General features: G+C 63.7%; 14 protein-coding genes. 4 read left to right on the forward strand and 10 right to left on the reverse strand.

The window, feature by feature from the left end:
• Window positions 1-42 precede the first annotated feature (42 nt).
• The 3 genes from C1A35_RS11345 to C1A35_RS11355 all read right to left on the reverse strand — a co-directional run bounded on the left by C1A35_RS11345 (window position 43) and on the right by C1A35_RS11355 (window position 2981).
• A complete protein-coding gene (locus tag C1A35_RS11345; protein ID WP_199772916.1) occupies window positions 43-966 on the reverse strand; it encodes a prephenate/arogenate dehydrogenase family protein in 924 nt (307 codons plus the stop codon).
• On the reverse strand, window positions 966-2072 hold the full coding sequence (gene hisC / locus C1A35_RS11350) for a histidinol-phosphate transaminase (protein WP_104664437.1): 1107 nt from the start codon (window positions 2070-2072) through the stop codon (window positions 966-968). Before hisC ends, C1A35_RS11345 begins: the two co-directional genes overlap by 1 nt.
• 144 nt (window positions 2073-2216) lie before the next feature.
• Window positions 2217-2981 (reverse strand): class I SAM-dependent methyltransferase, encoded by a 765-nt coding sequence (locus tag C1A35_RS11355; RefSeq protein WP_104664438.1) that lies wholly within the window; start codon window positions 2979-2981, stop codon window positions 2217-2219.
• An 81-nt stretch (window positions 2982-3062) separates the two neighbouring features.
• Between C1A35_RS11355 and gloB the strand changes: the two genes are divergently transcribed.
• Window positions 3063-3833 carry a hydroxyacylglutathione hydrolase gene (gloB, locus tag C1A35_RS11360; protein WP_104664439.1) on the forward strand — a complete coding sequence of 257 codons (771 nt, stop codon included), beginning with the start codon at window positions 3063-3065 and terminating at the stop codon, window positions 3831-3833.
• Window positions 3833-4270 carry a cupin domain-containing protein gene (locus tag C1A35_RS11365; protein ID WP_104664440.1) on the forward strand — a complete coding sequence of 146 codons (438 nt, stop codon included), beginning with the start codon at window positions 3833-3835 and terminating at the stop codon, window positions 4268-4270. The genes gloB and C1A35_RS11365 overlap by 1 nt, the downstream gene beginning before the upstream one ends.
• Window positions 4271-4282: 12 nt before the next feature.
• Here C1A35_RS11365 and yddG read toward each other — a convergent pair whose 3' ends face one another.
• Window positions 4283-5173: an aromatic amino acid exporter YddG gene (gene yddG, locus C1A35_RS11370; RefSeq protein ID WP_104664441.1), complete on the reverse strand. Its 891-nt coding sequence runs from the start codon at window positions 5171-5173 to the stop codon at window positions 4283-4285.
• Between the two features lie 97 nt (window positions 5174-5270).
• The gene (locus C1A35_RS11375) at window positions 5271-6047 is read right to left on the reverse strand and encodes a DUF3108 domain-containing protein (protein WP_104664442.1); all 777 of its coding nucleotides are present in this window, start codon (window positions 6045-6047) and stop codon (window positions 5271-5273) included.
• A gap of 392 nt (window positions 6048-6439) precedes the next feature.
• Between C1A35_RS11375 and rpmB the strand changes: the two genes are divergently transcribed.
• Complete coding sequence (rpmB, locus tag C1A35_RS11380) at window positions 6440-6730, forward strand: 50S ribosomal protein L28 (RefSeq protein ID WP_034806568.1); 291 nt, start codon at window positions 6440-6442, stop codon at window positions 6728-6730.
• Window positions 6731-6881: 151 nt separating this feature from the next.
• Window positions 6882-7523 carry a VUT family protein gene (locus C1A35_RS11385; protein WP_104664443.1) on the forward strand — a complete coding sequence of 214 codons (642 nt, stop codon included), beginning with the start codon at window positions 6882-6884 and terminating at the stop codon, window positions 7521-7523.
• Between the two features lie 101 nt (window positions 7524-7624).
• Here C1A35_RS11385 and C1A35_RS11390 read toward each other — a convergent pair whose 3' ends face one another.
• From C1A35_RS11390 to C1A35_RS11410, 5 genes are all read right to left on the reverse strand, one after another.
• Window positions 7625-8077 (reverse strand): GNAT family N-acetyltransferase, encoded by a 453-nt coding sequence (locus tag C1A35_RS11390; RefSeq protein WP_104664444.1) that lies wholly within the window; start codon window positions 8075-8077, stop codon window positions 7625-7627.
• 267 nt (window positions 8078-8344) lie between these two features.
• Window positions 8345-9349, reverse strand: a complete 1005-nt coding sequence (locus C1A35_RS11395; protein WP_104664445.1) for an esterase-like activity of phytase family protein — start codon at window positions 9347-9349, stop codon at window positions 8345-8347.
• Window positions 9350-9533: 184 nt separating this feature from the next.
• Window positions 9534-11429: a cobaltochelatase subunit CobT gene (gene cobT / locus C1A35_RS11400; RefSeq protein ID WP_104664446.1), complete on the reverse strand. Its 1896-nt coding sequence runs from the start codon at window positions 11427-11429 to the stop codon at window positions 9534-9536.
• A 107-nt stretch (window positions 11430-11536) separates the two neighbouring features.
• Window positions 11537-12532 (reverse strand): cobaltochelatase subunit CobS, encoded by a 996-nt coding sequence (gene cobS / locus C1A35_RS11405; protein ID WP_043623109.1) that lies wholly within the window; start codon window positions 12530-12532, stop codon window positions 11537-11539.
• Between the two features lie 74 nt (window positions 12533-12606).
• Window positions 12607-13242, reverse strand: coding sequence for a J domain-containing protein (locus C1A35_RS11410; RefSeq protein WP_104664447.1), 636 nt, complete (start codon window positions 13240-13242; stop codon window positions 12607-12609).
• Window positions 13243-13351 lie beyond the last annotated feature (109 nt).

The raw sequence follows: 13351 nt of genomic DNA on the forward strand, positions 1-13351 counted from the left end.
AGGAAGGAAGACCGCTCTACGGTCTTCCTTGATCTGCTCAGGTTATTTCTGATCCATGGCATGCCGGCCAAAGTCGGGCATCGCTGTATCCTGGCCCGCCTGGATGATCGAGCGGCGGATAGCGCGGGTGCGGGTGAAAAGGTCGAAGAGCTTGTCGCCGTCACCCCAGCGGATCGCCCGCTGCAGGTAGGCAAGATCCTCCGAAAACCGCGCCAGCATCTCCAGGATCGCATCCTTGTTGTGCAGGCAGACGTCGCGCCACATGGTCGGATCGGATGCCGCCAGACGGGTGAAATCACGGAAGCCGGAGGCGGAGTACTTGATGACTTCGGACTCGGTTACCGTCTCCAGGTCATCCGCGGTTCCGACGATGTTGTAGGCGATGATGTGCGGCAGGTGCGAAACGATCGCCAGCACCTTGTCGTGATGCTCGGCATCCATCTCCTCGACCATGGAACCGAGCGTTTCCCAGAAGCGCCGCAGCCGCGCCACTGCTTCCTCGTCCGCGCCCGGGGGCGGCGTCAGGATGCACCAGCGGCCGCGGAAGAGGCCGACGAAGCCGGCGTCCGGGCCGGAATGCTCGGTGCCGGCGATCGGGTGCCCCGGCACGAAATGCACGTTCTCGGGCAGATGCGGCGCCATCTGCGCGATCACCGAGCCCTTGGTTGAGCCGACATCGGTGACGATCGCGCCGGGCTTCAGATGCGCGGCGATCTCGGCGGCAACGGCGCCGGACGCACCGACCGGGACCGAGACGATGACGAGGTCCGCGTCGCGTACGGCGTCCGCCGCCGACAACGTATAGCGATCGCCGAGCGAGAGTTCCTGCGTGCGCTTCAGCGTCGCCTCGCTGCGGGTGGAGACGACGAGCGTGCCGGCAAGCTGCTTCTCGCGGATTTCGCGCGCGATCGACGAGCCGATGAGGCCAATGCCGATGAGGGCGATCGTTTCAAACTGCTGAGCCATTATTTCCGTCCCATGAATTCGGTCAGCGCCGCGATGACGCCCTCGTTGGCTTCCGCGGAGCCGATCGTCATACGCAAGGCATTCGAGAAGCCGTAGCTGCGGACCGCGCGCAGGATGTAGCCGCGACGGGTCAGGAAATCATCGGCCTCCTCCGCCCGCTTGCCGTCCTCGTCGGGGAAGTGGATCAGCACGAAATTCGTGACCGAGGGCGTGATACGCAGCCCGATCGCCGAGAGCGCCTCGCTGACACGCCCAAGCCAGGTGAGATTGTGATCGACGGCCGTCGCGACGAAGGCCTGATCGCGGATCGCGGCCGCACCCGCGGCGATCGAGGGCGCACTGAGGTTGAACGGCCCGCGGACACGGTCGACAGCGTCGATCACTTCCGGCGGCGCATACATCCAGCCGATGCGCAGGCCCGCAAGGCCATAGATCTTCGAGAAGGTGCGGGTCATCACCACGTTGCGGCTGGCCGAGACGAGTTCAAGACCGGCGGCGTAATCGTTGCGGCGCACATATTCGGCATAGGCCGCGTCGAGCACCAGCAGCACGCCTTCGGGCAGGCCCGCGTGCAGCCGGCGGACTTCGTCGACCGGGATATAGGTGCCGGTCGGATTGGCGGGATTGGCGAGAAAGACCATCTTGGTCCGCTCGGTGACCGCGGAAAGGATAGCGTCCACATCGACGCGCGCATCCTTTTCCTTGACGGTCATGGGCGTCGCACCCGCCGCCAGGATCTGGATCTTGTAGACGAGGAAGCCATGCTCGGTGATGATGCCTTCGTCGCCGGGCCCGAGATAGGTGTGGCAGAGCAGCCCGAGCAACTCGTCCGAGCCGTTGCCGCACATGATGTTTGCAGGGTTGAGCCCGTGCACGGCGCCGATCGCCTCCCGCAGCGCGCGTGCCTGACCATCCGGATAGCGCTCCAGATTGAAGGCCATCGCCTGGAAGGCCTCGATCGCCTTCGGGCTGGCGCCGAGCGGCGTCTCGTTCGACGAGAGTTTATGCACCTTGGCGACGCCGGGCGCATGCTCCTTGCCCGGCACATAAGCGGCAATGTCCATAATTCCGGGACGCGGCTCAGGGCTCTTCGAAGCAAGGCTCATCAGGTCAGCTTTCTATTGCCATCTAGGTGCTACGGCGACCTTTGCGCGCCTTGGCAGGCGCGGGGCGCGATAGGCAGGAAAAGAGGTCAAGCCATTACCGGCGCAAGCGGCTTTTGTCGAGGGTCCGCCGCCGGACGCTGCACGTTATCGGGTGGGCCGGGCCTGTTCGCGCGTGCTCGGCACGCCCTGCGGCGCAAGCACCGGCACGAAGACGCGGCGCGACGCGCGGGCGGCAACCGGCAGTCCCTGATACAGCCGCTTCTGCGCCTCGACGACGATGACGCCGGAAAAGACCGGCCAGAGCCAGCGGCCAAGGCGCTCGAAGCCCCGACGCAGCCTGAGGATCGCCCGCAGCTTCGACGGCGGAAAGAACAAGGCATCCGCCGTGGCGCCGGGGGTGAAGTTGGTCTCGCGCAGGAGCGCCGTCAGCTGCCCGCGCGAATAAGGCCGGCCGGAGCCGAAGGGCGTATGCTCCATGCGCGCCCAGACGCCGCGCCGATTGGGCACGACGATGACGAGCCGGCCGCCCGGCGCCAGCACCCGCCAGATCTCCTTCATCGTTTCGCGCGGGCTCTCGGCAAATTCCAGCGAATGCACCATCAGCACCCGGTCGATCGAAGCGTCCGGCAACGGCAACTCCTCATCGAACACCAGCGCCGTCGAGGAGCGCTCGGCAACCGGCCAGTTCACCGCGCCCTGCCCCGCCGGCATGAAAGCGAAGGTGCGCTCCGTGTCCTTGCGGAACCGTTCGAGATAGGGAACGGCATAACCGAGGCCGACCAGCCGCTCGTCCGGCAGGCGCGCCCAGACGGAAGACAACGCCATCGTGACGGATTGCTCCGCCATCCGGCCAAGCTCGGAGTGATAGAATTCGCGAAGGTCGACGATATCGGTATGCATTCGCAACATGTTAGCTTCGAAGCGGTAGACTTCAAGGCGGGCGTCGCTACATTCGGCAGCATCCCCTCTCTCCTGACCGGAGGACCTGCCATGGCCGCGCTCGAACTCGACCTCTTTCTCTGCCGCACCGACAATTTCGGCGTGCTCATCCATGATCCCGAAAGCGGTCTGACGGCCTCGATCGACGCGCCGGAGGAGGCACCGATCCTGGAGGCGCTGGAGCGCCGCGGCTGGAACCTTACCCACATCCTGACGACCCACCACCACGGCGACCACGTCGCCGCCAACGACGCGCTGAAGGAACGCTTCGGCGTCTCGATCATCGGCCCCTTCGGCGAAGCCTCGAAAATCCCCGGCCTCGACAAGGCCGTGCGCGACGGCGAGCGCTTCGAGTTTGCGGGCCGCCCCATCGAGGTGATCGAGACGCCGGGGCATACGGCCGGTCACATCTGCTTCCATTTCCCGGAGGACAAGCTGCTCTTTGCCGCCGACACGCTGTTTGCGCTCGGCTGTGGCCGCCTGTTCGAGGGGACACCGGCGACCATGTGGAAATCCCTTAGCCGGCTGATGGCGCTGCCCGACGACACGACCGTCTATTTCGGCCACGAATACACGCTGTCCAATGCCCGCTTTGCCGTGACCGTCGACCCCGAGAATGCCGAACTCAAGGCCCGCGCGACCGAAATCGAGGAGACGCGCTGCGACGGCGGCTTTACCGCGCCGACGACGATCGGTCTGGAAAAGCGCACGAACCCGTTCCTGCGCGCCAGCGACCCCGGCATCCGCGCCCATCTCGGCATGCCAGACGCCGACAATGCCGCGGTCTTCGCGGAAATCCGCAAGCGCAAGGATAATTTCTAGTGGCTGAAGCACAGACGGCGGCACAGATCATCGCGGCGCTCGGCCTCACGCGCCATCCGGAGGGCGGCTGGTACATCGAGACCTTTCGCGACCCCGCCGGCGGACCGCGTGGCCATTCGACGGCGATCTACTATCTCCTGGAGCGTGGCGAACGCTCCCACTGGCACCGCGTTCGCGACGCCGTGGAGATCTGGCACTACCACGCCGGCGCGCCGCTCGAGCTCAGCATCGCCGAGGACGGCAAGCCCGCCGAAACGCTGCGGCTTGGCGCCGACATCCGGGCAGGCGAGCGGCCGCAGGGTGTGGTCCCGGCCAACTGGTGGCAGTCTGCGGCTTCGCTTGGCGATTGGACGCTGGTCGGCTGCACGGTCGCGCCGGCATTCGACTTTGCTGCCTTCGAAATGGCGGCTCCGGACTGGGAGCCGCCATCCCGATAGCAAAATTCGACACTACTCCGCCGGCTGCGCGGCCGCCTGATCCTTGCGCAAGATCAGATCCTTCGCTGCGAGCACCGCGCCGCCGGTGACGAACATACAGGCAAGCGCAATGCGCCAGGACGGCTCGGCAAAGCCGAAGAGGATCAGGATCAGCGTCGAGAGCACCGGCGCTGCATAGCTCGATACGCCGAGAAGCTGGATGTCGCCGTTCTTCACCCCGTAATCCCACGCATAGAAGGCCGCGCCCACCGGCAACAGGCCGAGGCCGGCGACTGCCAGCCATTCGAAGGTCGTCGCCGGCCAGACCGTCGTTTCGAGCGCCAGATGGCAGACGAAGGACAGGAGAGACGTGGCGAGGCAGAAACCGGTGACCACATCCGTCGAGACCGCTTCGAAGCGACGGGTGATGAGCGAATAGCCCGACCATGTGAAAGCGCAGAGAAAGGCGGCGCCATAGCCGATGAGATAGGCATCGTCGAAGGCAACGCCATTGCGCGCGACGATCAGGATCGTGCCGACAAGGCCCGATAGAGCGCCGGCGATATGATACCAGCGCAGCCGCTCACCGGGCAGCAAAGCCGAACCGACGACGATCAAGAGCGGCCAGAGATAGGCGATCAGCCCCGCCTCCACCGCTGGCGCATTGCGCAGCGCCGTGAAGTAGAGGAAGTGATAGCCGAACAGGCCGGCAATGCCCGTGATCCAGACCTTCGCGGGCTGCTTCAGCAGCGCCAGCCGTTCCGGCCTCAGCGCCAGCACGACCAGCCCCGGCAGGCTGCCGATCAGGAAGCAGATCGCCGAAAGCTGAAAGGGTGGCATCTTGCCGGAGGCCGTCGTGAACAGCGCCAGAAGCGACCACATCAGGATGGCCGAAAACCCGATCAGAGTTGCCTTGAGTTTCATAGTCGTCCCCGGGCGCGATTTCTCTCAACGGAAACCTGCGCCGTCAAAATCACGGTGCTTGGTGGTATTTAACCTTTTAGTTGCACGCGATCGCGCGTCAACCACCAAATCGCGTCGCCGAAACCGTGACCGGTCCGAGCTTGGTGGGGATGCGGACATAGACGGGGGCATAGACGTTCACGGCCGGCGCCTTGGCAAACCAGATCTCCATCGTCTGCAGGCGCCGCAGATATTCGACATCCTCTCGGCCCTTCTTGTAGCCGGCCTTCGGCACGAAGCGGATGCCGCAGACGATCACCTCTCCTTCGAAGCCCTTGGTCTTGAAGGGCCTGGTGCCCTTGGGCGAAAGCTTGATGTCAAGCCGCGACTCGCCGTCGAAGATCGGCAGGGTGTTGGGGCAGACGCGTGCCTCGGCGGGAATGATCAGGCCCGAAAGCGGATCGAGAACATTGCGCATGTCGCGCGAGGTGACCGGAACCCAGTTCTTCGGCAGCGGCGTGCGCTTCGGCGTCATGCTCGCGTGCACCACATTGCCGTCGCGATAGGTAACGCTGATAGCGCGGCTCTTGGAGCCGCTGCGATAGGACATCGAATATTGCGACGCGCGCAGGTAATTCTTGTCGACCACACCCGAAACCTGCGTCTGGCCTGACGTGCGGCTGAGGATGTCGAGCAGGCCAGCCGACTTCAGCGTTCCTGAAATCGTGTAGCGATTCTTTTGAAGCTCGGTGTGGAAAGACGCGCGCGCCACCGGCAGACCGGCGAGCGAGATGCTGTAATCCGTCAGATGCTCGACATCGGCGGCCGATGAGGCTGTGGAAAACAAGACCGCGGAAAGCAGCACTGCCCCGCGAAAACCATTTCGCAACTTCATGCCCTAAGAAATCCATCACTTGAATGTCGCCGCAATACCCTGAAATGCAGGGTATTTACGGCTTTTCTGCGCCCATTCCGCTGCCGCCGGCTACGGGGTCGGTCCGCTCACGGAAACCAGACCATCGTGTGTCCTCGGTCAAGAAATAGCGCATAGCAAAACCGCTTGGAATGGGTCTCGTGAGGCATTATTCTTGCCCTGACAGCGCTTCGCATACGAAGAACTGCCGGGAAAAACCACGGTTTTCCGAGAATGCAAGAGGTTTGGCTTGACGGACGGGCCGTCTCTGACTATAGAACCGCGACTTTCCAATAATGGCCAATAGGAACGCGGCCTGGGCTCTGGGCCCGCTACCGCATTGTCCGGCGGCGATAAAAGAGAATAGGTGTACTATGTCCCGTAGTTGCGAATTGACCGGCAAGGGCGTCCAGTCGGGCAACAATGTAAGCCACGCCAACAACAAGACCAAGCGCCGGTTCCTGCCGAACCTGTGCAACGTCACGCTGATTTCCGATGCTCTCGGCCAGCGCTACCGCCTGCGCGTTTCCGCAGCTGCTCTCCGCTCGGTTGAACACCGTGGCGGCCTCGACGCCTTCCTGCTGAAGTCGGACGAGAACGAGCTGAGCATGCGCGCTCGCCTGCTGCGTCGCCAGATCGTCAAGAAGGTTGCTGAAGCCGCCTGATCGGCGCCAGCGCACCGTCTTTGACACGCGTTTAAAAGGCTTGCGGGTTCATCCGGCAAGCCTTTTTCTCGTGCGCATCTTTTGCCTCATCGGTTGGGTACGTTGCCCGACTTCCGTTCCTCTAGCTGGTGGCATACCCCAGGATAAAAAAATGCTGATCAATCGCACCTTCTTCGTCTATGTCGCGCTGATGACCCTCGTGGTCGTCGCCTCCAACTTCCTCGTCCAGTTTCCGCTGCCTGGCTCGATCGCCGGCATGCAGCTCGGTGACCTGCTCACCTGGGGCGCCTTCAGCTATCCCTTCGCCTTCCTGGTGACCGACCTTACCAACCGCCAGTTTGGACCGCGTATCGCACGCCGCGTGGTGGTCGCAGGCTTCATCGTCGCCATCCTGCTTTCCTTCGTCGCCGCCACGCCGCGCATTGCGATTGCTTCCGGTTCGGCCTTCCTGTTCGGCCAGCTCCTGGATATCTCGGTGTTCAACAGGCTGCGCCGCCAGAGCTGGTGGCATGCTCCGCTGGCCGGCTCGCTGATCGGCTCGGCGCTCGATACGGCGATGTTCTTCTCCTTCGCCTTTGCGCCATTCTTCGTGTTCTTCGGCCCGAACGACAGCTTCGCGCTGGAAACCGCACCGCTGCTCGGCGTGCTCTCGACCGAGGCGCCGCGCTGGATCTCCTGGGCGATCGGCGACTTGAGCGTCAAGATCCTCTGCGGCCTCGTCATGCTGCTCCCCTATGGCGCGCTGATGAGCATCGTGAAGCCGATGCCCGCTGCGGAAAAGCAGGCGGCCTGAAGGCCGCTTTCCGGCACGCTGCGCCCCGCGTGTTTGGGCGGTGACGGAACATGAATTGCCAATGCGGGGAAGAGCGGCAGCCCTTCCCCGCACTTCACATTCTAGCGCCTCTTCAAAAGCATCTGCGCGTTTTCGAATGGCAGACCCTCGTCGTCTTCCGACCGCCGCGACTGCTCTTCAAAGCCGAGGTTTTCGTAGAAGGCATAGGCTTGCGCGTTGGCGGTGTAGACCTCCAACCGGAGCTGCCCCTTCAGCTGCAGGGCGTGCGACGTCAGCAAGCGGCCGATGCCGGCACCCTGGTGTCGCGGCGACACGAACAGCCCGCCGATGAAATCGTCGAGCAGGCTGATGAACCCGGCCGGTTCGCCACCGCGCGTGGCAACCCAGGTCTCGGCGTTCGGCAGATAGACGGTCTCGATCAGCAGGCGCTGCTCGCGCAGTCGCGCCTCACCGATAAATGCGTGGGCCGTCAGCGAGGCATCGAACCAGATGGCCGACAGTTCTTCCAGGTCCGCAGCCCGGTAGGCGCGGATCATCACATCCATATTTTTCATGGTTTTTCCGTTCAATAGATATGCGTCAAGAGGGACGCCTGTTCGGCGCCTTGAACAACCGCGAATGCGGGTAAGTTTTCAGCCTCTGCGCATAAATCTCCTTCAACGGACAATCGGCCAATAGGCCCTTGTCGGGATGGCGTCAAGCGCCGGACCGGCTTGTTCGCGCCTCCTGCGGGTCCGGGCAGGCGGAACGGCCCGTTCCTTCACCCGTCCTCGTTCTAACCTCCGCAGTGGTAAACGGAGACCTCGCTTTCAGGATTGAGCTTACTGCGTCAGCGCGGCGTTGAGCCGGAATTCGAGCATCAGGTTGCGTTCGAGGATCGAGTGGTTGTCGTCGGAGACGACGATGACGCGGACTTCGCCATCGGGCAGCACGACGACGTCGAGGCCCTCCATGTTGTCGATCTGGTAGCGCATGTCCGCCTGGAAGATGATCTCGCCATCGACCACAGCACCGGGCTTGATGGTGTCGCCGGCAATCCGGCGGATCTGCATGCCGAGCCCCGAGCCGAAGGAAAAGCGCCGCTCCAGGAGAAGCAGGTCGCCGTTCGGCAGAAACGCACCATCGGTCGCCGCATAGGGGTCCTTGCGCACGACGCTGAATGCGCCGCGCTGCGGCCCGTCGAGAATGCCCGCGAGCAGATTGTCCGCCTTGTCAACGCTTCGCTCGGCAATCGCGATCATCGCGCCTGCAAGTGGGCTATCCTTGGGCGAAACGGCAATCGTCTCGATGCCGGCATTGTTGCGCAGCTCGCTGATTGGAAACGGCAGCGCCAGGCTGCCGATCGGGGTTGAACCGGCAAAACCCGGATCCGGATAGATGTCGATGCGATGGGCCTGCTCGTAGCTGACGACCGCCTGCCCATTGCGAAGCGCAAGTCCTTCCGAATCCACCTTCCATTTCGCCAGGCCGACATCGCCGTTGCGATCCGCCATCGGCGTGGCGGTCAGCTTGGTGATACCGGAAAGCCGCCCCTGCTCGTCGCGAGTCACCGCACCTTCCAGCCAGTGGCCGGTGTCCATGATGGCGACGAAAGACGTACCGTCTGGACGAAAACGGATCGCCGAAACGGCGCCGAACAGCGGGTTTGACGAGGTCATCTCCAGGCCGCCCAGAAACTCCAGGGCGCCAAATCGGGTGGCGCTGGAGCCGACCGCGAAATTGTTGATCTGGCGGCTGCGGATCGGCAGGTCTTCGCTAGCGGGAGCGGACCATGCCGGACAGGCCGAAACCAGGAGGAAAAGCGCTAGGAGTCCACGGCCAAGCATAAGGAGAAGTACCTTCAGGGGAGCGTCGGGAATGAGGCGGCGTGTGACCACAGGGAGCGCCACCACGCATGGTAGCTTGGTAGACCGTAAAACTATGTCCGTAAATTGACTTCGCGTAGCAGCAATGCGTGCAGCCGCCGAATGGCGGCCCAGGGGCGGTTGAGGACCGCCCCCGATCGAAGGATCACCCGGCGCGGCGAAGGCGCGAGGAACCGCGGCGCTGGCTTTCGTCCTCGAAGAGCGCGGCCAGCTGCTCGGTCATCGCGCCCGCAAGTTCGTCGGCATCGACGATCGTAACGGCGCGACGATAGTAGCGCGTCACGTCGTGGCCGATGCCGATCGCCAGCAGTTCCACCGGCGAGCGGGTTTCGATCTGCTCGATGACCGCGCGCAGGTGCCGCTCCAGATAGTTTCCGGGGTTAACCGAAAGCGTCGAGTCGTCGACCGGCGCACCGTCCGAGATCATCATCAGGATACGCCGCTGCTCGCGCCGCGCCATCAGTCGCTCATGGGCCCAGATCAGCGCCTCGCCGTCGATGTTCTCCTTGAGCAGGCCCTCGCGCATCATCAGGCCGAGATTGCGGCGTGCCCGGCGCCATGGCGCGTCGGCGGACTTGTAGACGATGTGGCGCAGGTCGTTGAGCCGGCCGGGTGCCTGCGGCTTGCCGCCGGCAAGCCACTTTTCGCGCGACTGCCCGCCCTTCCAAGCCTTGGTGGTAAAGCCGAGGATCTCGACCTTGACGCCGCAACGCTCCAGCGTGCGCGCCAGGATGTCGGCGCAGGTGGCGGCAACGGTGATCGGACGGCCGCGCATGGAGCCGGAATTGTCGATCAGCAGCGTCACCACCGTATCGCGGAAGTTGGTATCCTTCTCCCGCTTGAAGGAGAGCGGCTGCATCGGATCGATGATGATGCGCTGAAGCCGCGCCGAGTCGAGATAACCCTCTTCGAGATCGAACTCCCAGGAACGGTTCTGTTGCGCCATCAGCCGGCGCTGCAGGCGGTTGGCAAGCCGGCCGACCGCGCCCTGGAGATGGGCGAGCTGCTTGTCGAGGAAGGCGCGCAGCCGATCGAGCTCGGCCTCGTCACACAGTTCTTCCGAGGCGATGGTTTCGTCGAACTCGCGGGTGAAGACGGCGTAGTCGACCTTCTCGTTGAAGTCGGCGAAGGGCTGGTTCGGACGCTTGACCTCGCCGGGCGTTTCGCTGTCCTCGTCGCCTTCGTCCTGGAGATCGTCGTCGGAGATCTCCGCGCCGTCCATCTCGCCTTCTTCCATCTGCTCTTCGGCAGCCTGGTTTTCATCGGCGGGGGCAGCGTCGTCGCCGGCCTCCTCGTCGCTGGCGTTTTCGTCCTGCTCCTGGCTGCGCGGCTGGTCTTCGTCGGTCTCGCTCTCCTGCTCGTCCGGCTCGATGTCGTCGTCACCGTATTTCTCGGCGACTTCCATCGACGTCAGCATGTCGCGAACGACCCGGGCGAAGGCCTGCTGGTCGTTGATCGTCGACGACAGGTTCGCGATGTCGCCGGCAGCCTTGCCCTCGATGAACTCCCGCCAGAGGTCGAGCACCTTGCCGGCGGATGCCGGCGGCTTCTGGCCGGTGAGCTTTTCGCGCACCAGCAGCGCCACGGCCTCGCCGAGCGGCGCGTCCGCCTGGCGCTCGATCGTTGCGAAATTCGCCTTGGCGTATTTCTCTTCGAGCATGACGTTGAGGTTCTTGGCGACACCAGCCATGCGCAGCGCGCCGATCGCCTCGACGCGAGCCTGCTCCACCGCGTCGAAGATCACGCGCGCGTCCGCCCCTTGCGGCGACATGGTCGCGTGAATGCGCGCATCGTGGCAGGCCTTGCGCAGCGCCATGCTGTCGCCGAGACCACGCGTGACGGCAAGCTCCTGCAGCGTCGGACGCTTGGAAAGCTCCGGCAGACGGATGCGCTCACCGGTCATGCCCGGCCGCTCGTTGGCGAAGGCGACTTCCACCTCGGCATCGCCCGCGATCGATCGGATGCAGCCGGAAAGCGCTCGTTTGAACGGTTCCGCAGCATTCTCGCGCGTGGTTGGCTTTGCCTTCGAATTCGAGCTCACGACAGTTCCTTCTTCAGCCAGAGGCGACGGCGCCCCAGTGGGGCGTCATCCGGTTTGCCACAGCGTCATGGCCCGCCCTCCCCCGAAGGGGACGGCAGGCCGTGGGATCAGGCGGTGGCTTCGAGCACGATGTTGGCAGCGCTTTCCTTCAGCTCGATGCCGAAGGCGCGCTGATAGTGCTCGGCGACCAGCGCCCGCTCCAGCTCGTCGCACTTGTTGAGGAAGGTCACGCGGAAGGCGAAGGCGATGTCGCCGAAGATATGGGCGTTTTCGGCCCAGGTGATGACCGTACGCGGGCTCATCACGGTCGAAAGATCGCCATTGATGAAGGCTGCGCGCGTGAGGTCGGCGACGCGCACCATCTTGGAGACGGTCTCGCGGCCCTTGTCGGCAGTGAAGCCCTTGACCTTGGCGGCGACGATGTCGACTTCCTTGTCATGCGGCAGATAGTTCAGCGTGGTGACGATCGACCAGCGGTCCATCTGCGCCTGGTTGATCTGCTGCGTGCCGTGATAGAGGCCGGTGGTGTCGCCGAGGCCGACCGTGTTTGCGGTCGCAAACAGCCGGAAGGCCGGGTGCGGGCGGATGACGCGGCTCTGGTCGAGCAGCGTCAGGCGGCCGGAGGATTCGAGAACCCGCTGGATGACGAACATCACGTCCGGGCGGCCGGCGTCGTACTCGTCGAAGACAAGCGCAACGTTGTGCTGGTAGGCCCAGGGCAGGATGCCGTCCTTGAACTCGGTGACCTGCATGCCGTCCTTGACGACGATCGCATCCTTGCCGACGAGGTCGATACGGCTGACATGGCTATCGAGGTTGACGCGCACGCACGGCCAGTTGAGGCGGGCAGCGACCTGCTCAATATGGGTCGACTTGCCGGTGCCGTGATAGCCCGACACCATCACGCGTCGGTTGTGGGCGAAGCCTGCGAGAATGGCGAGCGTCGTTTCGCGATCGAAGAGGTAGTCCGGATCGAGGTCCGGAACATAGGCGTCGCCCTTCGAATAGGCAGGAACGCGCAAATCCGTATCAATGCCGAAAACCTCCCGGACCGAGATCGTCGTGTCGGGGAGGTTCGAAATGTCGAGGTCAATCTTGCTCATCATGTCTCCAGAGCGGCCACCGGACGGCACCCGCGCATTCGCCTGCAAAAGTGCTTCTGTAATAATCCGCGTTGTTAGCAGAAACCAGCCTGTTTTAACAATTGGTAGGCTTGAATAACGGCGCGAAAACGCTCTTCCGATCCTCTATCTCCGCCATTGGCATCGGGGTGATGCTTTTTGACGAGATCCTTGTAGGCCGCCTTGATGTCGGCAGCCGTCGCCGAGGCGCCAAGACCGAGCGTGTCGAAGGCCTTGGCTTCAAGTGTCTTCAGTTTGCGCTGGCGCGGTTCCGGACGGCCGGAACGGGCGCGCGCTTCGCTGACGAAGCCGAAGGGATCGCGCATGCGCGCCTGGGCGCCGGCGGAGCCGGAGCGCATCTGCGACTGAGTGGGGCCGTTCTTGGCGTTCTTGTTGACGCCGACGGTCCAGGTCGGCCGGTGGCCGGTGATCGCTTCCTTCTGGTAGCGCGCGACTTCGCTGTCGGAGAGACCGGAGAAAAAGTTGTAGCCCTTGTTGTATTCCTTCACGTGCTCGAAGCAGAACATGAAGTACTGCCCTTCGGCGTTGCGACCGACGGGCGCCCGGTGCACACCCTTCTGATCGCAACCGTCCCACTGACAGACGGGGGCCGCCGGCTCCGCCTGCGGCTCGACCTTGCGCCGGGTTCGAATGCGATCGAAGTATTTTGAATCGAGTCTCATGGCGCTCATTATGGGGTTTGGCCGAGGCCACAACAAGAATTGACAAAGCGGAATGTTGCTGGCTTTGTGCGGGCATTTTGCGCCGCCCAGCCAGCGATTGCCAGGTTCTCAAGAACTG

Source organism: Ensifer adhaerens, assembly GCF_002940685.1.
GTDB lineage: Bacteria > Pseudomonadota > Alphaproteobacteria > Rhizobiales > Rhizobiaceae > Ensifer > Ensifer adhaerens_E.